Origin of the sequence: Pseudomonas kairouanensis (assembly GCF_004682055.1) — a bacterium.
Classification (GTDB): Bacteria; Pseudomonadota; Gammaproteobacteria; order Pseudomonadales; family Pseudomonadaceae; genus Aquipseudomonas; species Aquipseudomonas kairouanensis.
On sequence record NZ_QUZU01000014.1, the window covers coordinates 1 to 22,389 of the forward strand.

Here is a 22,389-nt window from a genome sequence, read left to right on the forward strand (position 1 = left end):
AGTAGGGGAGGCCTTGAGAAAGTCGATCAGGCCATGATTCAACGCTTCGCGCATAAATAGCTCCAGACAGCAATGCGCGGAGTTTACCGTATTGGTTTCACTCGGTGTCTAGAACTGACGCAGAACTAAATGTGGGAGCGGGCAAGCCCGCTCCCACATTCGGATTGTATTGCCAACCTCAAAATGGGGCTGGGCACTCGAAGCGCAAACGCTCGCCGCTTTGCGGGTGGGTGAAGCTGAGCATGCTCGCATGCAGACACAGGCGCGGCCACGCAGCCAGGGCTTGTTCGTGGGCATACAGGCCATCCCCCAACAACGGGTGGCCGATGGAAAGCATATGCACCCGCAACTGGTGCGAACGCCCAGTGATCGGCGTCAGCTCAACGCGGCACCAATCGCCACAACGCTCCAAGACCTTCCAGAAGGTCAGCGCATGCTTGCCGAACTCGTGGTCCACCACATGGCGCGGCTTGGTCGGCGGGTCGTAGCGCAGGGGCAGGTCGATGCTGCCGCTGTCCAGTTCCGGCTGGCCCCAGGCCAGGGCGGTGTAGGCCTTTTCGGTCTCGCGGTCGTGAAACTGGCGGGACAGTTCGCGGTGCGTATCGGCATCGCGGGCCAGCAGGATGATCCCTGAAGTTTCCCAGTCCAGGCGATGGACGATGCGGGCTTCGGGGTAGCCGTTTTCCTGCAGGCGGGTGATCAGGCAGTCCTTGTTGTCGTCGGCGCGGCCAGGCACCGAGAGCAGCAGGGTCGGCTTGTTCACCACCAGGACAGCGTCGTCCTGATGGAGGATGTGGATGTTGGACAACGGCATTAAACAGCCTCGTAACAAACGCCAACGGCGGCTCCGCTAAACCTGCCTTCCTTGTAGGAGCGAGATTGCTCGCGAAAGACTCTAGGCCACCGCGTTCATCCAGGATGTGCGCGTTAACGTTGACGATCTTCGCGAGCAAGCTCGCTCCTACAGGAAAAACCGGACAGCGGAGCCGCCGTGGCGGCCGCCTGTTCGCTTAACGATCAGGCAGGGTGATATTGAGTTCCAGAATCGAGCAGCTGCCGTCGTTTTCCAGGGCGACATGTACATCGTCGTTGCCGATATTGACGTACTTGCGGATCACTTCGACCAGTTCCTTTTGCAAGGCGGGCAAGTAGTCCGGCGTGCTGCGTTGGCCGCGTTCGTGCGCCACGATGATCTGTAGACGCTCTTTCGCTACCGACGCGGTCGTAGGCTTTTTGTTGGCGCGAAAGAAGTCGAGAAATTTCATTGTTTAGTTGCCTCCAAAGATACGCTCGAAGAATCCCTTCTTCTTGACATCGAGGAAGCGATGTTCCACGGACTTGCCCAGCAGGCGGTCGACGGCATCGCTGTACGCCTGGCCGGCGTCGCTCTGGTCGTCGAGGATGACCGGAACACCCTGGTTGGAGGCCTTGAGGACCGCCTGGGATTCTGGAATCACACCCAGCAGGGTCACTGCGAGGATTTCCTTCACGTCTTCAACACCCAGCATTTCGCCGTTGCTGACGCGCTCAGGGTTGTAGCGGGTGAGCAGCAGGTGCTCCTTGATCGGGTCCTGGCCTTCTTCGGCGCGCTTGGATTTGCTGGCCAGCAGGCCCAGCATGCGGTCCGAGTCACGTACCGAGGACACTTCCGGGTTGGTCACCACGATGGCTTCATCGGCAAAATACATCGCCAGGTGAGCACCGGTCTCGATGCCGGCCGGGGAGTCGCACACCACGTATTCGAAGGTTTCCTTCAGTTCGGCCAGGACTTTGCCTACGCCTTCCTTGGTCAATGCGTCTTTGTCGCGGGTCTGGCTGGCGGCCAGTACGTACAGGTTCTCAAGGCGCTTGTCCTTGATCAGGGCCTGCTGCAGGTTGGCTTCGCCGTTTACCACGTTGACGAAGTCGTACACCACACGGCGTTCGCAGCCCATGATCAGGTCGAGGTTACGCAAACCGACGTCGAAGTCGACGATGACTGTCTTGTGGCCGCGCAGAGCGAGGCCGGTACCGATAGCGGCGCTGGTGGTGGTCTTACCCACACCACCCTTGCCGGATGTAACCACGAGAATCTTGGCCAAGGTGTTTCACCCCTAAGGAAAAAGGACTTTTCGGTCCCTGAAAAACATCTCTTGGAACTCGCTGCAGGCGGACAGCCTTCGTAGGAAAAAGATGTGGTTTCCGTGAGGGAAACGCCAACTTCCAATTATTCCTACGCAAGTAATGCCGGTTTCGCTGTGCTATCAGAGTCTAGAGATGCTTGGAAAATGCGGCAGTATCCGTTAAAGACGGATGATGTTCAACACATCGCCCGACAGGCTGACCTGCACCCCGGCCCCCCACAGCGGATCACGGCGCAAATCTTCTGAAACCTTGTACTGGCCTGCGATGGACACTAGCTCAGCGCTCAATTGCTGGCAAAAAATACGGGCCTTGGTATCACCCTTGATGCCGGCAAGAGCGCGTCCGCGCATCGGGCCGTATACATGGATGTTGCCATCGGCAAGAAGTTCCGCCCCCGGACTGACCGAGGACACCACCACCAGGTCACCGCCCTGGGCGTAAATCTGCTGCCCGCCCCGTACGGGAGAGGTGATGATCTTTGTGGGCTTGATCGTCGGTTCCGGTGGTTTTTCCGGTTTTTTCTTCTCTTCCCCGACCAATGGTTCCAAAGGACGCTCGCGCGCACCCGACGGTGGCAGTACTGGCAGTTCAATGGCGATGGCCGCGGCAATGTCTTCGATGCGGCTGGCACGAATCGCCAGGGTGCGCAGGCCATGGGAGCGGCACACGCGCATCAGGCCAGGCAGGTCGATAAGGCCCTGGCCGGCGGGCAGTTTGTCCAGGGCCAGCACCAGCGGGGCATTGTTGAAGAAGTTCGGCGCCAGGGCGACCTTGGCGGCGAGCTGGCGGTCCAGGGCTTCCAGGTCGTTGCGGGCCAGTTCCAGCACGGTGATGGCGAGCATGCTGCCTTTCAGCTGGAACACGGGATCTTGGTCTAGCGGTTCGGTTTGGCTCATGGTCGGCAAAAGCGGCTTGTCACGAAAAGTGTCGAGACTTATAACGAGAACATCCACTGGCCGCAAGCCGAGTCGAACCGTTGTAGAATGCGCGGCCCTTGTCTTTACCGGAATCTGTAATGGATCGCCCGCGTTTTCGAGCTGTATTTTTTCACCCGCGTTTTTGGCTGTTATGGCTGGGACTCGGCCTGCTGTGGCTGGTTACCCAGTTGCCGTACCGTGCGCTGCTGGTCATCGGCCGCGTATTGGGTGCGGGAATGTACCGTGTGGCCGGCGAACGTCGCCGCATCGCTGCGCGAAACCTGGAGCTGTGCTTCCCGGAAAAATCCGCCCAAGAGCGTAAACATTTACTTAAAGAAAACTTTGCCTCCACCGGCATTGCCTTCTTTGAGATGGCCATGAGCTGGTGGTGGTCGCGCCAACGCCTGGCGCGCCTGGCCCATGTCGAAGGCCTGGAGCACCTCAAGCAGGCCCAGTTGGATGGCAAGGGCGTGATCCTCATGGCCCTGCACTTCACCACCCTGGAAATCGGCGCAGCCTTGCTGGGGCAGAAGCACACCATCGATGGCATGTACCGCGAGCACGGCAACCCGCTGTTCGACTATATCCAGCGCCGTGGCCGCGAGCGCCACAACCTCGACTCCCTGGCCGTAGAGCGCGAAGACGTACGTGGCATGCTCAAGCTGCTGCGTGCTGGCCGTGCCATCTGGTATGCACCGGACCAGGACTACGGCGCCAAGCAAAGCATTTTCGTCCCGCTGTTCGGCATTCAGGCCGCTACCGTGCCCGCCACCAGCAAGTTCGCCAAGCTGGGCAAGGCACTGGTGGTGCCGTTCACCCAAGAGCGCCTGGCCGATGGCAGCGGTTACCGCCTGGTGATCCATCCGCCGTTGACCGACTTCCCTGGCGAAAGCGATGAGGCCGATTGCCTGCGTATCAACCAGTGGGTAGAAGCCTCGGTGCGCCAGTGCCCCGAGCAGTACCTGTGGACCCATCGGCGCTTCAAGAGCCGGCCACCGGGTGAGCCCAAGCTGTACGAAAAACGCCGTCGATAAGACCGACCTTTCCCCACATGGAGTGACGCGATGCGCCCAGCTGAACCGGTTACAGGCTTGATTCTTTCCGGCGGCGGGGCGCGAGCGGCGTATCAGGTGGGGGTCTTGGCGGCGATTGCCGAGCTATTGCCGCCGGGGGCTCCCAACCCGTTCCCGGTGATCGTCGGCACCTCGGCCGGCGCCATCAATGCGGTGAGCCTGGCCAGCGGGGCCATGGACTTCACCGCCGCGATCCAACGCCTTACCGCGTTCTGGCAGGGCTTTCGCAGCCACCTGGTGCTGCGCAGCGACTGGCCTGGGGTGATTCGCCAGGCCGGTCGTTTCTTTATTCACAGCCTGCTGGGCTTGGGGACACAAGTGCCCGTGGCGCTGCTCAACAGCACGCCATTGAGGGCATTGCTCAAAGACAAGTTGCACCTGGACTGTATCGACGAAGCTATCCGCAATAAGCATTTGCATGCGGTAGCGGTGACGGCATTCGGTTATGAGTCCGGGCAAGCGGTGACCTTCTATCAGGGCGGCGGCACCATCGACGCCTGGTTGCGCCATCGGCGTATCGGGGTGCCCACGCAGTTGTCCGTCGAACACCTGTTGGCCAGTTCTGCCATCCCCTTGCTGTTCGCGCCGGTTAAACTCGATCAGGAATACTTCGGCGATGGCGCCGTGCGCCAGTCAGCCCCCATCAGCCCAGCGCTGCACCTGGGGGCCAGCCGGGTGCTGGTGGTGGGCGTCAGCGGCAACCCCCGGGGCAACGAACCGGCGGTGCAACGCACCTTTACGGGCCAGGAGCCGAGCCTGGCGCAGATCGGCGGGCACATGCTCAACAGCACGTTCATTGACAGCCTGGAAAGTGACATCGAGCTGCTGGAGCGCTTGAACCAATTCAGTCACGTCGCGCCTGGCCTGACGGCGGTGGATGTACTGGTGATTGCACCCAGCCAGCCCATCGATGAAATTGCCGCGCGGCATCGCCAGGAATTGCCGGCAGCGTTGCGCTTGTTTTTGCGTGGGCCGGGGGCGACCAAGACGAGTGGGGCGGGGGTGTTGAGTTACTTGCTGTTCGAGGCGGGGTACTGCAGCGAGTTGATCGAGCTGGGGCGGCGGGATGCGTTGGCAAAGCGCGAGGAAATCATCCGATTCCTCGGTTTAGCCTGATCCCCTGTAGGAGCGAGCTTGCTCGCGAAAAACTCAAGGACACCGCGCTCATCCAGGGTGCGCGCGTTATCGTTGACGATCTTCGCGAGCAAGCTCGCTCCTACAGTGGGGCCAGCGAATGCTTAGAAGTGGTACTTCACCAAAAAGCTCGCCGTGTCCTGGTTGGTCTTGAACGCGCCCGTATCTTCGATGCCGTACTTGTTCTTCCAGTAGTCGTATTCAAAGCCCACATACAACTGCTTGTCGCCCCAGTGCAGCGCCTTGCCCAGGTCATATTTGACCTGTGGGTTGAAGTGCAGGTTGGCGTGGTAAGTGCCACGGGCGTTCTTGTCGTTGTCTGTCACCCAGTCCATGAAGCCGTCGATCAGCACATCGGAGTTGCCGACGGGAATCGTGTACGACCAGACCGGCGTGATCTGCCACACACCGTCACCCGGGCGATTGCCTTCGGTCTGGCGCTGGTAGAAGTTCAGCTGGAAGTAGTCGAAACCGGGGATGTTCAGGTCGAAGCCCGGACCCAACAGGTACGACTCGTTGTCGCCTTCGCCGAACTCATAGGTGAAGGCCAGCAACACGTCCTTGATCGGGCCGAAGGACAGGTCCTTGTCAAAGATCTTCCCGAACGACAGGCGCGGGCTGATCTCGCCGTAGTAGGTGCTCGGCCCCGCATTGCCGTCTTCCTTGCCGTTGTAGAAGATGCGGTCGACAAACACGAAGTTGTCGCCGTACTTCCAGGCATCGGCGTGTTCGAACGTGACGGTTTGCTGGATCTGCGGGTTGACGGTAAAGCTCTTGCCCCACAGATAGGTCAGGCTGTTGTTTTGCCACTGCAACAAATCACCGGCCACGGCTTGGCCACCGGCCAGCAGGGATCCCGCCAGCATCAGGCCTTTGAACATAGGTTTCATTCGGTGCTCCCGAGTTAAAGTTTTATGTTTTTTCTAAGCTGGCGCTCTGGTGTGGCGCCTTTGGAATCGCTGAAAAACTCGTCTGATTGGTCAGCTTTATTGCTACAGCAAAAGCCGCGCCAAGGCGGTCAAAAGACCGTCGATTCAAGCGGGCGCGGAGAATACTGGCTCCCACGTCTGGGCTCAAGTGCGCCGTTACAGCGCGCACAGGGCGACAATGGGGCATGCCTCAGGTGTGGGCGTGCTCAACAGCGGGTCGTTCAGCACCGCCAAGGATGTTGAACAGGATATTCAGCGACAACGCGCTGAGGGTGGCCATGGCGATGCCACTGTGGGTGATCGGGCTCATCCACAGCGGCAATTGCGCGAAAAACTCCGGGCGCACCACGGGAATCAGGCCCATGCCGATGCTCACCGCCACCAGCAACTGGTTGCGGCGGTCGGCGATATCGGCTTCCTGGAGGATCTTGATGCCGGTGGCTGCCACCATGCCGAACATGGCAATTGCCGCACCACCGAGTACCGCCGGCGGAATTGACGCCACCAGCAGTGCGGCTTTTGGTAGCAGGCTGAGCACAATCAGAAACACCCCGGCCATGATCGTGACCGAACGGCAGCGCACGCCGGTCATCTGCACCAGGCCGATGTTCTGCGCAAACGAGGAGTGGGTGAACGTATTAAAGAAGCCGGCCACGAATGATGCGCCGGCATCGCACAACAGGCCACGGCGCAGCATCTTGGGTGTGACCTCCTGGCCGGTGATCTTGCCCAGCGCCAGGAACATCCCAGTGGACTCGACAAAAATGATCACCACCACCAGGCACATCGACAGGATCGGCGCCAATTCGAATTTGGGCATGCCAAAGTGCAGCGGCGTCACCACCTGCACCCACGGCGCCTGGGCCAGGCCGCTCAGATCGACCATACCCAGCATGCCGCACAATACGTAGCCCAGGCCCATGCCGATCAGCACCGAGATGTTCACCCAGAAACCGCGCATGAAACGGTTGATCAACAGGATGGTGCCCAGTACCAAGGCGGCAATTGCCAGGTAGATCGGCGAGCCGAAGGTGGCCGCTGCGCTGCCGCCACCGGCCCAGTTCACGGCCACGGGGAACAGCGATAAACCGATGGCGGTGATGACGGTGCCCGTCACCAGTGGCGGGAAAAACCGCACCACCTTGGACATGAACGGCGCGATGAGCATGCCGAAGAACCCGGCGGCGATGGTCGCGCCGAAAATGCCCTGCAAGCCGATACCGGGCATGCCGGCCATGGCCACCATGCTGCCAACGGCGGCGAAACTGGCGCCCATCATCACCGGCATGCGAATGCCCACCGGGCCAATGCCAAACGACTGCACCATGGTGGCGATGCCAGCCACCAGCAGGTCGGCGTTGATCAGAAAGGCAATTTCTTCACGGCTGAGCCCTGCGGCCTGGCCAATGATCAGGGGCACGGCGACGGCGCCGCCGTACATCAACAGGACGTGTTGCAGGCCTACCAGAATCAGTTGCAAGAGGGGCAGCCGCACCATGGCGGGTGCGGCAGGAATCTGCGGTTCGGCTAACTCGGTCATGCAACACCTCGGATCTTTTTTATTTTTGTATGGTTTGGAACGCAATGTCTAAATCACCACAAATCCCCTGTGGGAGCGGGCTTGCTCGCGAATGCGGTGGGTCAGTCAGCTCGAATGTTGAATGACACACTGCTTTCGCGAGCAAGCCCGCTCCCACATGGGGTTCTGCGTCAGGCCGTCAGTTGGTACGGGCTCCTTGATTGATCCAACTGCCAATCAAATCCCGCTCCTGCTGGGTCATCTGGGTGATGTTGCCCAGCGGCATGATCTGGCTGGCCACGGCTTGCGCCTGAATGCGCGCCGCCTGCTGCTGGATCTGCGCCGGAGTATCGAACATCACGCCCGCCGGCGCGGTGCTGAACAGCGGGCTGGTGGGCTTGGCCGAGTGGCATACGGTGCAGCGTTGCTCGATCACACTGTGTACCTGGCCGAAGTCGGTGCTGGCCTGGGCGGGTGCAGGTTCGGCTGCAGGCGCTGCGGGTGCGGCTGGTTTCAGGCCTCCGCCCACTGCGGTTTCCGGCAACGGTTGGTACTCAATGGCCGCTGGTGCCTTGGCCACTTCTGCCACAGGTTTGGGGCCCGTCACGTAGGCCAGGCTGATCATCGCCAAGGCGCCCACCGGCAGGGTCCACGCGTACTTCTGGCTGTTATGCCGGGTGTTGAAGTAGTGGCGCACCAACACCGCCGCCACCGCGATACCGGCCAGGATCAGCCAGTTGTATTGGCTGCCGTAGGTGCTCGGGAAGTGGTTGCTGATCATGATGAACAGCACTGGCAAGGTGAAGTAGTTGTTGTGACGAGAGCGCAGCAAGCCCTTGGCCGGCAGCGCCGGGTCTGGCGTGCGGTTCTCGGCAATTGCCGCCACCAGTGCGCGCTGCGCCGGCATGATGATGCGGAACACGTTACCCACCATGATGGTGCCGATCACCGCACCCACATGCAGGTAGGCGCCACGGCCACTGAACACCTTGCTAAAGCCGTACGCGGCGGCAATCAACAGCACGAACAGGATGAAGCCGAGCAGGGCAGGGCGCTTGCCCAGGGCCGAGTCGCAGAGGAAGGAGTAGATGAACCAGCCGGCGAACAGTGAGCCGATGCCCAGCAATACGCCTTCGGGGCCGCTGAGTGTGCTGCCGGGGGCGAGCAGGTACAGCGTCGGGTTCCAGTAGAACACCACGCACAGCAGCGCAATGCCCGACATCCAGGTGAAATAGGCTTCCCATTTGAACCAGTGCAGGTTGTCCGGCATGGTTGGTGGGGCCAGTTTGTATTTTTCCAGGTGGTAGATACCGCCACCGTGGATCGCCCACAAGTCACCGGCCAGGCCGCTCTTGGGGTTGACGCGATTGAGGTTGTTTTCCAGCCAGACGAAGTAGAAAGAAGCGCCGATCCACGCGACGCCCGTGATCATGTGAACCCAGCGCACGCTCAGGTTCAGCCATTCCATCAAATGTGCTTCCACAGTCTTTACCTCTCGCCTGTCACCCTTGTTGTCGGGTGATCAGACCTTCTCTTATTGGTGGGGGGCGAGGATCAAACGCTCATCCTCTTTGAAAAAATGCTCATCGCAGTTATTGCCTGTGCCACTGCGATCAACCACCAGGAAGTCATCCCGCTTTTCGATCGTCAGCACCGGGTGGTGCCAGACGCCGCGATGGTAATTAATGCCCTGCCTGCCGTTGGTAACGAAGGCGCGGACCAAGCCCGATACAGGTTCATCGCCAAGTGGCGCGACCACGATCAGAAAGGGGTTGCCGAGCAGCGGGATGAAAGCCTGGCTGCCCAGCGGGTGTCTCTCCAGCATGCACACGGTCAGCGGCATGTCCTGCGCGTCGGCGCGGAAAATGCTGATGATGGCGTGGTCTTCCGGTTTAGCGGTTTCGACCGTGCCCAATTTGTGAAAGCGCATGGTCGACCCGTTGTTGATCATGAAGTGATCGCTGCCATCGGTTTCGATAACGTCTCCGAATGGGGCGAAGGCTTCTTTGGTCAGGGGTTCGATCACTAGTGTGCGCATGGCTGTCTTCTTAATCTGTTTGATTGTTGATGGTTCACTGTAGGAGCGAGCTTGCTCGCGAAAAACTCCAAGGCACCGCGTTTATCCAGGGTGGGCGCGTTATCGTTGGCGATCTTCGCGAGCACGCTCGCTCCTACAGGTTCAGCGCTTACTTGGCGACTTTACCGAGGACGCGCAGGCGACTCACGCCCCCATCCGGGAACACATTCAGACGGATGTGGGTAATCGGCCCCAGTGCCTTGATCTGCTCGGCGAAGCTGTGTTCGGCGTGCATTTCCAGCTTCTGTGCCGGCAGCAGTTCGCGCCAGAACAGCGATTGGGTTTCGATCTGGCTGTCGGTGCCGCCCTTCACGAAGGCGCCCTGGATCGAGCACGTGTCCGGGTAGTTGCCCTTGAAGTGCAGGGTGTCGACGATGATCTTCTCGATCTCGCCTGGGTGGCCCAGCGCCACGATCACCCAGTCATTGCCCGGTGTACGGCGACGTGCGGTTTCCCAGCCGTCGCCCATGTTGATGCCACGGCCTGGGTTGAGGATGTTGCTCATGCGCCCGAAGTGTTCATCGGAACACGCCAGTGCACGGCCGCCATTGAGGGCCGAAGCCAGGTCGACTTGTTCGTTGTCGCCAATCGACGACCAGTCGCGGAACGGAATGCCGTACACACGCAGACGCGCCACGCCGCCATCCGGGTAGATGTTGAAGCGCAGGTGGCTGAACGCCTTGTCGTTGCTGATCTCGTGGTAATGGTGGCTGTTGCCCTGCAGCTCGACGGCCGACAGCACTTCTTCCCACTGGGTGTTGTCATCCGGGTCACCCGAGGCCAGGAAGCAGGCTTCGAGGGAGGCCGACGGCGGGAAGTTGCCGGTGAAGAATGAAGTGTCGATGTCCACGCCTTTGATTGAGCCCGGCACGCCCAGGCGGATCACCGCGCTGTCGTAGCCTTCAAAGCGCTTGCGGCGTGACTCCCAGCCGTCCATCCACTTGCCGTTGTCATCGAAAACGCCCTCCTTCCACACGGCCGGGGTCGGCTGGAACAGGCGGTTGGCGTCGGCGAACCAGTCGTCGGTCACCGACAGGATCTTGGTGCCCAGGCGGGCGTCGGCCAGGTTGACGAACTTCTCGAACGGTAGGAGTTGCGCTTTCATTCTTCTTGTCTGCCTTGAATAGAGTGGCTGGGGATGGTCGTTTAGAGGGTCAGTAAACGGAACAACGCGATCTTGTTGATCTCGGCCAGTGCGCATTTGAACTCGGCTTCCACCGAGTTGTGAATGCGCGTTTCGAACGCGGCCAGGATCTGATGCCGGTTGCTGCCTTTTACCGCCATGATGAAGGGAAACTTGAACTTGGCCTTGTAGGCATCGTTCAGCTCGGTGAAGCGTGAGAACTCTTCGGCCGTGCATTGGTGAATCCCCGCGCCAGCTTGCTCATCGGTGCTGGCTTGGGTCAGTTGGCCCTGGACGGCAGCTTTGCCCGCCAGGTCCGGGTGAGCGTTGATCAGGGCCAGCTGGCTGGTGTGATCGGCGCTCAACAGGATGTCGCTCATGCGCTGGTGCAGGGTTTCGATCTGGTCGATCGAAGGGTCCTGGCCCAGGTCGAAGGCCTTTTCGGCCACCCATGGCGAATGTTCGTAGATATCGGCGAAGGCCGCGACGAACTCATCGCGGCTCAGGGTCGAGGGTTTGAGGGTCTGGAAGGCGGTCATTTGGCTGCTCCCTTGAACGGGTGGGTGTCGTGCCAGTGACGGGCAATGTCGACGCGGCGGGTGAACCACACCTGCTCATGGCCTTTGACGTATTCGATAAAGCGCTTCAACGAGGCCAGACGCGCAGGGCGGCCGATCAGGCGGCAGTGCAGGCCGATGGAGAGCATTTTCGGGGCCTCGGCACCTTCCGCGTAGAGCACGTCGAACGCGTCTTTGAGGTATTCGAAAAAGTCATCGCCCTTGTTGAAACCCTGCACCTGGGTAAAGCGCATGTCGTTGGTGTCCAGGGTGTAGGGGATCACCAGGTGCGGCTTGCCGGTGGGGTTGTTGGGCTCCCAGTAGGGCAGGTCGTCGTCGTAGGTGTCGCAGTCATAGAGAAAGCCGCCTTCCTCCATCACCAGCCGCCGCGTGTTGGGGCCGGTGCGCCCGGTGTACCAGCCCAGTGGGCGTTCGCCGGTGAGTTCGGTGAGGATGCGGATGGCTTCGAGCATATGCTCGCGCTCCTGGGCCTCGTCCATGTATTGGTAGTCGATCCAGCGGTAGCCGTGGCTGCAGATCTCATGGCCGGCCTCGACCATGGCACGGATCACATCCGGGTGGCGCTGGGCGGCCATGGCCACGGCGAAGATGGTCAGCGGAATGTCGAATTCCTTGAACAACTTGAGAATGCGCCACACGCCGGCACGGCTGCCGTATTCGTACAGCGACTCCATGCTCATGTTGCGTGCGCCTTGCAGCGGCTGGGCCGAGACCATTTCCGAGAGGAAGGCTTCGGACTCTTTGTCACCGTGCAAGATATTGCGCTCGCCGCCTTCTTCGTAGTTGAGTACAAAAGACAGCGCAATGCGCGCCTTGCCCGGCCAGTGGGGGTGAGGAGGGTTACTGCCGTAACCGATCAGGTCGCGTGGGTAGTCAGCGCTCACTGCAGTCTTCCTTCTTGTTCGTCGTGTTAGCGATGAGTGATTGTATACAACTTATCGCAAACTTTGTAAGCCTGCATTTCTGCATTTTTTATCCAGGCGTCTGGAATAAACCCTTGCAAGAAACCTGCCCAGTCGGTCAGCTATAGGCAGGAATAATTCCCCTGTAGGAGCGAGCTTGCTCGCGAAAAACCCGAGGGCGCCCCATTTCGTCCTGGAGTCTTGTGTTACCGGTCACGATTTTCGCGAGCAAGCTCGCTCCTACAAGGGAATGCGGGGCTGTTGAATTTATTGTGTACAATTTTTTTAAAAAGTGTCTTAATCAGCCATCGCCCGCTTCTTCACTGCCCTGAAAAAGTGCGGTTCTCTCTTCTACTGACTTCGGGAGGCGCATAGACGCCATGGGACGTTTGACTACACACGTTTTGGACGCCGCACACGGCTGCCCTGGCAGCGCGATCAAGGTTGAGCTGTATCGCGTCGAAGGCGCGCAACTGGAGCTGGTTGCCACCACCCTGACCAACAGCGATGGCCGCTGCGATGCGCCGCTGCTGCAAGGCGAGGATTACCGCAGCGGTGTGTACCAACTGCAATTCAGCGCTGGCGACTACTACCGCGCCCGTGGTGTGCAATTGCCGGACCCTGCCTTTCTTGACGTGGTCGTCCTGCGCTTCGGCATCAGTGCCGAACAGGATCACTACCATGTGCCTCTCCTGATTTCGCCCTACAGCTACTCCACTTATCGCGGTAGCTAGCGTCACCTCGCTTCACACCCCCAAAGCTCTTCGTTGGTTTTTCGCCCGCCCACACTGCGGGCTTTTTTTTGTCCGGGATTTGCCTGGGCAACTATGTAGCGCACGGTGCACAAGGGCAAACCCTAGGCTCGGCTTTTCTTGCAGAGAAGACATTGCCATGAGCACTGATATCCTCGACAGCGACTCGCCGGCCTGGGCTGGGCAGCTCGTTTTCGACGACCCCGGCACCACTTTCGAAGAGCGCCAGAAGGCGATTCGTCTATTGCTGGCACGCCGCATCAACAGCGTGAGCCAGCCCAGCCTTACCCTCAACCTGATGCATGCCGCGCATGTGCGGTGTGTCGAAGCGTCGAAAGTCCTTCGCCATCTATTGAGACGAGCGCCTCGAATACTGCCGGTGATCCGTCATGCCTTGCGCGACGCTTTTGCCATGGACCCGGACCTCCTGTTGTTTACCGAACCGCTGGCGCCCCAGCCGGCCCGACATATGAACAGCTTGATCGATCGTGCCCTGGGTTTGTTTGCCCACCCTTTCGTACCGATCAATCTGCATCACTTCACCGGCTTGAGTGTCCGGGGCAACCCCACCTGCACGTTGCCCTACAACGCCCGCGAAGCGCTGGAGCGTGTCAGCGGACTTGGCTTGGCGGCGCTGCTTGACCGCGGGGAGCAGGACTACTGGCAGGCATTGGCCAATGGGTCCTGGCTGTCACGCCGTGGGCGGTGGGTGGCATTGCGCAGCAGCGTATTTGCCGACCACGCGTTTTTGGCACACCAGCTGTATCAACTGTCGCAGGCGGGTTATGCCATGGTCAGGCAACTGATCGATGCACCGACCGCCCAGGCCCGCCAACGTGCCGGTGGCGCGTGGGCGACGCTGCGGGTCGGCGAGGTGCTGTGGTCCCATGCAACGAGTGGGGGACTGGCGATTCCTGGCGCCTTGCATCTGTACCGCGACCTTTGGGCAGACTCGCCCCAGGTGGTGTACTTGCCCAGCTTGCGGCGCCAATTCCATGAGTTCAGCTCCTGGCGCCAACTGCTGGCCGAGCTGCCTGCGCTGATCAATGAGAGCTTGCTGGGCATTGCCTGGCAGTACCTGCCGCTCAAGCGGGGGGCAAAGGCAGGTGCAGAGTTGCTGCAACCTGGCCGGGCACTGAGCGCCGATGCCTTGGCACACAGTGCAAACGCTTTGCTGGACCAACAACGTGCCAACGAGTGGGGGTGCGTGCTGTCGATCGATTACATGGCACCGGTTGCCCCTGGGCAGGCATCACCGAATCGCCACGCCGCACGCTTGCTGCGGTTTATCGAAAAAAATCGTAAGCACCTGGCCGGCCGAACGCTCTTTGACGATGAGCTTGAGGAAGTGTTGGCCTGGGACGCACGACGCCGCCGAACACAAATAAACTTCGCCGGCCTGTCGTCCGACCTGGCGCTTAGAACCCGTGAGGAGGGGGTGGCGCGTTACGAAAAACGCTTGCTGACCTTGCTGGATGCTCAAGATTCGACCTTACAGACCCAGGCCTACCAGGCCTTTCTGGCGCTGGAAAAAAAGCATCAGACCCATGCCCGGGCGGTCACCCAGTGGGCGCACGCTGAGGGTGGGCACCTGTTGCACAAAGCCTTCTGGCTCGAACGACCGGATGGTCAACGCAAGCGCGCATCGCTGCTTATCTGGGCCCAGCGCCAGGCATTGCGCAGCGAAGCACAGTTGGAGCGCACCCTGAAACTGATCAAGCAGTCGCATTTGGAGAGGCTGCTTGAGGTGCTCGATAAACCCCTGGCCTCTGAGCGTGGCAACAGCGACACACGAGTGTTGCGGGTGTCTGTGGTCGGCAATGACAGCCGTGTGCTGGCGCTGGCGAGCGAGGGGCGGCAGCACACCCTGTACACCCTCTTGGGCCTGTTTGTGGTGACCACCGCCCGCGCAATGGTCGCGCCGGCTCTGGGCCAGCCGGTGGTGTTGGTGGCCAGCGGTGCCCAAGGCGGGCTGGCAGTGTTTGACAGCCTTGACGCCCTGTCTCATGGGCTGCGCGCCAGCCTGGCCAGTCGTGATGGTTCGGGCCTGTGGCAGTGCATCGGGCGCGATGTGCGTGAGGCCGCGCGCATGGCGGTGGCGGGGCTGGCACCTGATGAGGTGCTTGAGGTGGAGTACACCGTCATGGCGCAGGATGTGATGCAGGAAGATTTCAAAGCGTTGATCGAACACTACGCAAGGCTGGACAAGCTGATTGACGATGACGTGCGTTTGTTCAGCGCCATCAGCGACCCAGTGGTGTGCCATCTGCAATTGATCCAGGAACTGTCTGAACACTTGCAGGTGCCAGTCAACGAGCAGCGTGCGCTGGCGATGGTGAATGTTGATTTCACGCGCTTGATGGCGGGCCAGGCCAAAAAGCAACCGGCCTGGCTGGTGGCGGCGACGTTACTCCAGCGCAAGCGTTATCAGCGTTTGGAGCGCCGCTACCTCTCCAGTGCCTTGGCGCTGGAGAGTCGTGTGGGGCAACTGGTGCCCGACTTTTATGCCTTTGCCCGCGAGCGTTTGGTGAAGCATTTGATTCAGGATGGTTTCAAGGTCGCTCAGGGCGAGCAGGCGGCGAGCGACGAACTGGATATCGATAAACCCCTATTGAGCCTGCCTGACGACGTCACCTCTTACTATGACGGGTGGGCCGCCCATTCCCCTCCGGGGGATCGGCAAGTCAGAAAGGTCGTCAGCCGCGAACGCACCACCTTCAGCCTGCTGCAATTGGCCTTGCATAACCTCGACCCCTTGGCGCCCTGGACGGTGTGGCGCCTGAACCGTGCGCGTTATTTGGAGCCTGCATGGGAGCGGCGTTTGTCTGCGCAGTATTTGCTCAAGATGGTGTCTTCCCTGGACATTGCCGGCACCTACCTGCGCCTCGTCCAGCGCGCATTTTATCCGCTGCCCAGCGCGCCCACCGGGCTCTCGCAAGCGCTCGTCCAGCGGGCAACCCTGCACCTTACCCAGTTGCAGGTCTTTTCGGCGGCGCTGCAAGGGCTGTCCGACCCGGCGCAGCGCCTGTTCAATACGGTGATGGCTGCGCATGATCCGGCGGGCCTGGTACAAAACGGCGTGCGTGCGGTCCTGCATTTTATCCGCCTGCGCGGCTACACCCTCAAACATGATCGCCACATTACCGGTGTGCTGGTGATGGTCGATCAGGTCTCGCAGCGCTGCCTGGTGTACTGGCCCACCGCATCGGGTTTCCCGGTACTCAGCGAGTATGGCAGTTGGCAGGTGGCCAAGGATGCATTGAACCGTGAGGGAGCAGCACCTGAGAACGTCAAGGCGTTGTCGCAGCTGGTCGCACCGGGATGGGAAGTAGAGGCGATGTCCAGTTACCCAGGCTGCGTTCCTGCCTCGAAACGTGCTGCGTCGCGCTTGACCCCCATCGTCAACTTGCCTTGGGCTATGCCCGGGCTTTTTGTGTACTCGGTCGGCGAGGCGATTGCGCGTTTCATCGCAACCTTCAAGATCAAGCACAACGTGCCGGTTGCCGAGCCGCGAGCCGTCGAGGCGCAGATCCAGGAGCAGATAGCGGCTGCGCCGATGGATTGGCTGGATTTTGTCAGTACAACCCATTGCGACGCCGTGGCACTGCTCAGTCATGGCCGTGTGCTTGAGGCGCAGCGCCAGGTGCACGCCTATGCCAACAGTGCCGACACGCTGGCACAGTATCGTGAGCAACGCCTGGGCATGCAGTGGGACGCTACTGTGCGCGGGCTTTTGTCATTCGTTCCCGTGCTGGGCTTGGGGGTCGGTATTTATGAGGTATTGCTGGCGGCCAGGCGCTACCACCAAAGCGGTAGAGGTGAAGAGGCCGTCGATGTGGCGTTCATGACGGTGATGGCCTTTTTCGAGATTTTGAGCTCATTCCTGCCGTCTCCCAAGTCGTTGATAAAAGGCGGGACGTTAGTGGGGGCAGCGGTTGTTCGGGGAAGCCTTCGCCAGTTGCAGCGACGATTGGCGTTGGCCGGGAAAACCGTGCCCAGGCCGCCGGTTGCGACCCGTCCGGGAAAGATGCTGGAGCGATTCAAGCAGCCCTTTTCCCGCGACGGTGCGATAGCCCTGAAAGGCCGGGACGAGAAGGGCGTCTATGCCAAGAACGGCGAGCAGTTTTTTGTCGATGGAGAGTCTGCCTATAAGGTGTACCAGCGCTCTGGCGAGCCGTTTTTGCGCCTCAAAAGCCCGGTGGGTGATACGCAAGGTGAACTTGTCCTGCATATCAGGCAGGAGCGCGACTGGTTGCTGGGAGCCGACTCTGCACCGCCCTCGCCACAACCCGGCCCCAGTTCCGGACGCCTTCAGCCTTTTCGCAGCCAGGGTGCCACGCATTGGGTGCCGCCCTCCTGGGAGGCACTGGAGCAGGCCATGGGCCAGGCTTCGATCGATCCCATGCGTTTTCGATCCTGGGCGATTACAGCGCCGCTGACATTGACTGAGCTGTTGCCTGAGCAAAGGATTTTTGAGGTTGCCGACACGTCGGCACGACGCTACAGCGTGGTACACCATGAAGGCTTGCACTACCGGGTGCTGCCCTCGGGTGCGGATGTTTCGCCGCGTAAACTGATGTTTGTTACTCGCAACCAGCCGCTGGAGCATGCCGCCTCGCTGGATATTGCTTACTGGTTGGAAGTGGGGTTGTTCGACCAACCCATCCCGGCCACGTTCGGTGCCAACGGGCAGTGGGTATTTCGCCGGCCCTTGTTCAGAGAGTCGTTGCGCGTCTCATTGGTGCGGGCGTTTCCTTCGATGACAGCCAACAGTCGCACGTTTCTGATTGCGCGGTTGCTGGAGTTGTCCGACCCCAGCCATTCCCTCACTGCCACCCATCTGCTCAGGCTCAGGGTTACGCTCGACCGCTGGCTGTTGCCGAACGCAGTGGGGCGTACCGATGATTTGCTGAGGCTGTTACGGCCCCATCACAGTACAACGCGCAGCAGTATTTTTATCGGCAGTGAGCGCACCACCCCAGCTTTCGAGCGTGTGGATTTCACCGTGCATGAGATGCCGCACATGTCCCTGCGACTTGTCGGCCGAACCAACCTGAACGAGCGTTCGCTTGCCATGCAAAAGGAGGTTCGAAGGGTATTGGAGCAACAGGGGTTTGTGGTCCACGATCTTTACAAGACGCCTGGGGCAGCGGCGTGGCTGGATTTCAGTTGCACTCATCCGCAGTCCGACAACCACTACTACGTGCTCACGCGTTGGGCGAACTCAGCCAGCATCAAGTTGCATTCAGTCAACTTGATGCAAATGACCGATGAGTGGTTTGAACTCAAGCTTGCCAAGCGCGGCTACGACAGCGCGTATATACCGATCAAGCGCGCCATGGACGAACAGCGTTTGGTGAAGATCGTTGCGGGTATCCAATGGACACCCACTGCGCCACCCACGGTCTTTTTTGTGCGGTTTGGCAGCCTCAAGCCCGGAAAATCGATGCCGCCCCCGCCGCGCCAAAAAAGGCCGCACTCACCCGGTTGAACCAGCCCTGGCCGCGACTGCTGCGCAAGTATCGCGCCGCACTATGGGCGCTGAGGCCGTAGAACAACTTGCACAGCAGATCCAGCAGGGTCCAGGTGACAATCATGATCAGCAACTGGGGTAGGAACGGCTGTTGGCCGCTGAGGAATTGCGGCAGGAACGCGGCGAAAAACAGGATGTCCTTGGGGTTGCTGGCCCCCAACACAAACGCGCGGCCAAACAGCGTGCGAAACCGTGGAACCGGCGCGCTGTACGGCACCTCGGCGCTACGTGCCGGTTGGCGCGATTGCTGCCAGCTCTGCCAGGCGAGGTAGAACAGGTACGCCGCGCCGACGATCTTCAAGGCACTGAACAGTTGCTCCGACGCCAGCAGCAGCGCGCCCAGGCCCAGTGCCGAGGCACTGAGCAGGCAGATCGAGGCGAACACCCCACCGAGAAACGCTGGATACGAACGGCGCAGGCCGTAGTTCAGACTGTTGCTGATCATCAACAGAGACAGTGGCCCTGGGATCAGGATCACCACCAATGCCGCGCCGCTGAACAGTAGCCAGGTTTCCAGGTTCATCTGTTACTCCTTATAGAAATATGAATTTGGCGATGAAAATCGCGCACAGCACCCACAGGCTCACGGAAATCTCACGGTACTTACCGGTGCCCGTCTTGAGCGCCACGTACGTGATAAAGCCCAGGGCGATCCCGTCAGCAACCGAGAAGGTCAGAGGCATCATGATCGCGGTGACAATTGCCGGAATGCTGTCGGTGGCTTCATCCCAATTGATGTGGGCCATGCTTGCCATCATCAGCATCGCCACGTAGATCAGCGCACCGGCGGTGGCGTACGCCGGGATCATGCCGGCCAGCGGTGCGAAAAACATCGCCGCCACAAACAGGACGCCCACCGTCACCGCAGTCAACCCTGTGCGGCCGCCAGCGGCAACACCGGCAGCGCTTTCCACGTAGCTGGTCACTGGCGGTACACCGACCATGGCGCCGAACACGCTGGACGCACTGTCGGCCTTTAACGCGCGGGACAGGTTATCGATCTTGCCATCGGCATTGACCAGGCCGGCCCGTTGCGCGACGCCCATCAGTGTACCTGCAGTGTCAAACATGTGTACAAAAAGAAATGCAAATACAACGCTAATCATGCTGACATTGAATACACCTTTCACATCCATGGCCATCCAGGTCGGTGCCAGGCTTGGGGGTGTGGAGACCATGCCGTTGTAATGCACCAGGCCAAGGCCCCAGCCGGCCAGCGTCACAGCGATGATGCTGATCAAGATTGCGCCGAACACGCGGTGGTAGCTCAAGATGGCGATGAGCAAAAAGCACACGGCCGCCAGCAACGGCGCCGGCTCATGCAACGAGCCCAGCTTGATCAACGTGGCGGGGCTGTCGACGATGATCCCGGCGGTTTTCAAGCCGATCACGCCAAGGAACAAACCGACCCCCGCGCCCATGGCATGGCGCAGGCTTACCGGAATGCTGTTGAGCAGCCATTCACGCACCCGCGACAAGGTCAGGCCCATGAACAACACGCCCGAAATAAACACCGCACCCAGGGCGGTTTCCCAGGTGTATCCCATGGTGCCGACCACGGTGTAGGTGAAAAACGCGTTCAGGCCCATACCCGGTGCCAGGCCCACTGGCCAGTTGGCGTACAGGCCCATCAACAGGCAGCCCAGCGCGGCGGCAATGCAGGTGGCGACAAACGCTGCACCATGGTCGATACCGGCGTCGGCCATGATGTTGGGGTTGACGAAGATGATGTAGGCCATGGTGATGAAGGTAGTGAGGCCGGCGATCAGCTCGGTCTTCACTGTGGTGCCATGCAAGCTGAGTTTGAACAGGCGTTCCAGCCAGCCGTTGCGGGTGGGTTGGAGGTCCAGGGGTGAGGCTTCGGATTTGCGGCTATCCACAGCGAGTACTCCTCAAGCATTTTATTGTTATGGCCGGCGCTTGGGCGCCGTGAGGTACTGGCGGGTTTTGTTGACCAATAGGTCAGGAACTCGCACGAGGCGAATTATGCTTTTGTATACAAATAAAGCAAATAATGTTTTCGAATAGCTTTCGGCAGGGCTAGTTCGCCGCGCTCAATGCCTGATTCACCGCCAGCCATCCGGCTACCGCTTCTTCACCAGCCTCGCTGAACGCCCGTTGCAGCAATTTCACCTGTTCACGACGCAGCGACTGTTCGAAACGCAGGCCTTCATCACTCAGTTCCAGCAGGCGTTTGCGCTTGTCGGTCGCGGACGCAACGCTGCTCACCAGATGCATTTCCTGCAATTGGCGCAGCGGCATGTTCAGCGCCTGCTTGCTCACGCCCAGCAATTCCAGCAGTTCCTTCACGCTCAGCGCGGGGTAGCGCGCGATAAAAAACACGATGCGCTGATGGACGCGACTCAGGCCACGGCGCTCAAGCATTTCGTCGGCTTTGGCGGTAAACGCCTGGTAACCGAAGAAGAACGCTTCCATGGCTTCTTGCTGGGCAGTCTGGTTTTTAAGGTCAAGCATATTGACGTATCCGTGCAAGTCGTCGTAATTTCGGTCAACCAGTTTGACGTATTTCCTACAGTCTTTGCTACCGGTGACCCTATGGCCTTCTCTGAACGTGTTACGCGCCTCAAAAGCTCCTTGATCCGTGAAATCCTCGCGGCAGCCCAGCGCCCGGAAGTGATGTCCTTCGCCGGGGGCCTGCCAGCCGAAGCCATGCTGCCGGCTCTGAATTGGGACGCTATGCCGCTGAACATCGGCCAATACGGCATGAGCGAAGGCGAACCACAACTGCGTGAATTGCTGGCTGCCGAGGCCCGCGCCCTGGGCGTGCCGTGCCAGGCCAGCCAGGTGCTGGTGGTCAGTGGTTCCCAACAAACCCTGGACCTGGCGGCCAAGCTGTATATCGACAAAGGCACGCAGATCCTGCTGGAAGGCCCAACTTATCTTGCCGCATTGCAGATCTTTCAACTGTTCGGCGCCGAGTGCCTCACCGTGCAGTTGGAGGCCGACGGCCCGGACCTGGCTGCACTGCGCAGCAACCTGGAGCGCCACCGCCCGGCGTTCATCTACCTGATCCCCACGTTCCAGAACCCCTCGGCCGTGCGCTACAGCGAAGCCAAGCGCGAAGCCGTCGCCGCGTTGCTCGACGAGTTCGGCGTAACCCTGATCGAAGACGAACCCTACCGCGAACTGACCTTCGACGGCGGCAGCGCCCAACCCATTGCCGGGCGTTTGAAAAAAGCCAGCTGGATCTACACCGGCACCGTCTCCAAAACCCTGCTGCCAGGCCTGCGTGTCGGTTACCTGATCGCCAGCCCCGACCTGTTCCCGCACCTGCTCAAGCTCAAGCAGTCAGCCGACCTGCACACCAATCGCGTTGGCCAATGGCAGGCGATGCAGTGGATCGGCACAGAAAAATACCAGCAGCATCTGGTCGAGCTGCGCGGCTTTTACCGTGAACGCCGCGATGCCTTCCAGTCGGCCCTTGAGCGTCATTTTGCCGACCTGGCCGACTGGCAAGTGCCCCAGGGCGGATTATTCTTCTGGCTGACCTTGAAACAGCCGCTGGACACCCGCACTTTGTTGGCTCCATCACTCGATCAGAATGTCGCGTTCATGCCCGGTGAACCGTTCTTTTCCGAGCCGGACCAGCATCTGGGTTCGCTGCGGCTCAATTTCAGCCATATCGACCCGGCCCGCCTGGACGAAGGTCTCAAGCGCCTGGCCAGCGTGGTCCGTCAAGCACAGCACGCGCAAGCGGCATAAGGGGA

19 protein-coding genes are annotated in these 22,389 nt (G+C 60.3%); 5 read left to right on the plus strand and 14 right to left on the minus strand.

Annotated features, from left to right (window positions below):
• Positions 1-178: 178 nt before the first annotated feature.
• From DYL59_RS13365 to minC, 4 genes are all read right to left on the minus strand, one after another.
• Positions 179-814 carry an RluA family pseudouridine synthase gene (locus tag DYL59_RS13365; protein WP_005789965.1) on the minus strand — a complete coding sequence of 212 codons (636 nt, stop codon included), beginning with the start codon at positions 812-814 and terminating at the stop codon, positions 179-181.
• A gap of 196 nt (positions 815-1,010) precedes the next feature.
• Positions 1,011-1,265: a cell division topological specificity factor MinE gene (gene minE / locus DYL59_RS13370; RefSeq protein ID WP_010208824.1), complete on the minus strand. Its 255-nt coding sequence runs from the start codon at positions 1,263-1,265 to the stop codon at positions 1,011-1,013.
• A 3-nt stretch (positions 1,266-1,268) separates the two neighbouring features.
• Positions 1,269-2,081 (minus strand): septum site-determining protein MinD, encoded by an 813-nt coding sequence (gene minD, locus DYL59_RS13375; RefSeq protein WP_034099397.1) that lies wholly within the window; start codon positions 2,079-2,081, stop codon positions 1,269-1,271.
• Positions 2,082-2,282: 201 nt separating this feature from the next.
• Complete coding sequence (minC, locus tag DYL59_RS13380) at positions 2,283-3,020, minus strand: septum site-determining protein MinC (RefSeq protein ID WP_135289613.1); 738 nt, start codon at positions 3,018-3,020, stop codon at positions 2,283-2,285.
• Positions 3,021-3,139: 119 nt separating this feature from the next.
• Between minC and DYL59_RS13385 the strand changes: the two genes are divergently transcribed.
• Together DYL59_RS13385 and DYL59_RS13390 are read left to right on the plus strand one after the other, a co-directional pair.
• Positions 3,140-4,075, plus strand: coding sequence for a lipid A biosynthesis lauroyl acyltransferase (locus tag DYL59_RS13385; RefSeq protein ID WP_135289614.1), 936 nt, complete (start codon positions 3,140-3,142; stop codon positions 4,073-4,075).
• Between the two features lie 30 nt (positions 4,076-4,105).
• Positions 4,106-5,230: a patatin-like phospholipase family protein gene (locus DYL59_RS13390; protein ID WP_135289615.1), complete on the plus strand. Its 1,125-nt coding sequence runs from the start codon at positions 4,106-4,108 to the stop codon at positions 5,228-5,230.
• Positions 5,231-5,352: 122 nt separating this feature from the next.
• Here the strand turns inward: DYL59_RS13390 and DYL59_RS13395 are convergent, their stop codons facing one another.
• The 7 genes from DYL59_RS13395 to puuE form a co-directional block, all read right to left on the minus strand.
• Positions 5,353-6,138, minus strand: coding sequence for an outer membrane protein OmpK (locus tag DYL59_RS13395; protein ID WP_135289616.1), 786 nt, complete (start codon positions 6,136-6,138; stop codon positions 5,353-5,355).
• 229 nt (positions 6,139-6,367) lie between these two features.
• Positions 6,368-7,717 carry a nucleobase:cation symporter-2 family protein gene (locus DYL59_RS13400; RefSeq protein ID WP_135289617.1) on the minus strand — a complete coding sequence of 450 codons (1,350 nt, stop codon included), beginning with the start codon at positions 7,715-7,717 and terminating at the stop codon, positions 6,368-6,370.
• 178 nt (positions 7,718-7,895) lie between these two features.
• Positions 7,896-9,179 (minus strand): urate hydroxylase PuuD, encoded by a 1,284-nt coding sequence (locus DYL59_RS13405; protein WP_135289618.1) that lies wholly within the window; start codon positions 9,177-9,179, stop codon positions 7,896-7,898.
• A gap of 51 nt (positions 9,180-9,230) precedes the next feature.
• Positions 9,231-9,734, minus strand: coding sequence for an ureidoglycolate lyase (locus DYL59_RS13410; RefSeq protein ID WP_135289619.1), 504 nt, complete (start codon positions 9,732-9,734; stop codon positions 9,231-9,233).
• A gap of 148 nt (positions 9,735-9,882) precedes the next feature.
• Positions 9,883-10,878, minus strand: coding sequence for an allantoicase (alc, locus tag DYL59_RS13415; RefSeq protein ID WP_135289620.1), 996 nt, complete (start codon positions 10,876-10,878; stop codon positions 9,883-9,885).
• A gap of 41 nt (positions 10,879-10,919) precedes the next feature.
• Positions 10,920-11,435 (minus strand): 2-oxo-4-hydroxy-4-carboxy-5-ureidoimidazoline decarboxylase, encoded by a 516-nt coding sequence (gene uraD / locus DYL59_RS13420; RefSeq protein WP_135289621.1) that lies wholly within the window; start codon positions 11,433-11,435, stop codon positions 10,920-10,922.
• Entirely contained in the window at positions 11,432-12,358 is a 927-nt protein-coding gene (gene puuE, locus DYL59_RS13425) for an allantoinase PuuE (protein ID WP_016976357.1), read from the minus strand. Before puuE ends, uraD begins: the two co-directional genes overlap by 4 nt.
• A 398-nt stretch (positions 12,359-12,756) precedes the next feature.
• Here puuE and uraH point away from each other — a divergent pair, with 398 nt between their 5' ends.
• Both uraH and DYL59_RS13435 read left to right on the plus strand, forming a co-directional pair.
• Positions 12,757-13,110 carry a hydroxyisourate hydrolase gene (uraH, locus tag DYL59_RS13430; RefSeq protein WP_135289622.1) on the plus strand — a complete coding sequence of 118 codons (354 nt, stop codon included), beginning with the start codon at positions 12,757-12,759 and terminating at the stop codon, positions 13,108-13,110.
• Between the two features lie 157 nt (positions 13,111-13,267).
• A complete protein-coding gene (locus tag DYL59_RS13435) occupies positions 13,268-18,619 on the plus strand; it encodes a dermonecrotic toxin domain-containing protein (RefSeq protein WP_135289623.1) in 5,352 nt (1,783 codons plus the stop codon).
• Here the strand turns inward: DYL59_RS13435 and DYL59_RS13440 are convergent.
• The 3 genes from DYL59_RS13440 to DYL59_RS13450 form a co-directional block, all read right to left on the minus strand.
• Positions 18,558-19,184, minus strand: a complete 627-nt coding sequence (locus DYL59_RS13440) for a LysE family translocator (RefSeq protein ID WP_135289624.1) — start codon at positions 19,182-19,184, stop codon at positions 18,558-18,560. The genes DYL59_RS13435 and DYL59_RS13440 overlap by 62 nt on opposite strands.
• A gap of 10 nt (positions 19,185-19,194) precedes the next feature.
• Positions 19,195-20,541 (minus strand): NCS2 family permease, encoded by a 1,347-nt coding sequence (locus tag DYL59_RS13445; protein WP_135289625.1) that lies wholly within the window; start codon positions 20,539-20,541, stop codon positions 19,195-19,197.
• Positions 20,542-20,701: 160 nt separating this feature from the next.
• On the minus strand, positions 20,702-21,136 hold the full coding sequence (locus DYL59_RS13450) for a MarR family winged helix-turn-helix transcriptional regulator (protein ID WP_135289626.1): 435 nt from the start codon (positions 21,134-21,136) through the stop codon (positions 20,702-20,704).
• A gap of 81 nt (positions 21,137-21,217) precedes the next feature.
• On the opposite strand from DYL59_RS13450, the gene DYL59_RS13455 reads away from it, so the two are divergent.
• Positions 21,218-22,384, plus strand: a complete 1,167-nt coding sequence (locus DYL59_RS13455; protein WP_135289627.1) for an aminotransferase-like domain-containing protein — start codon at positions 21,218-21,220, stop codon at positions 22,382-22,384.
• Positions 22,385-22,389: the final 5 nt, after the last annotated feature.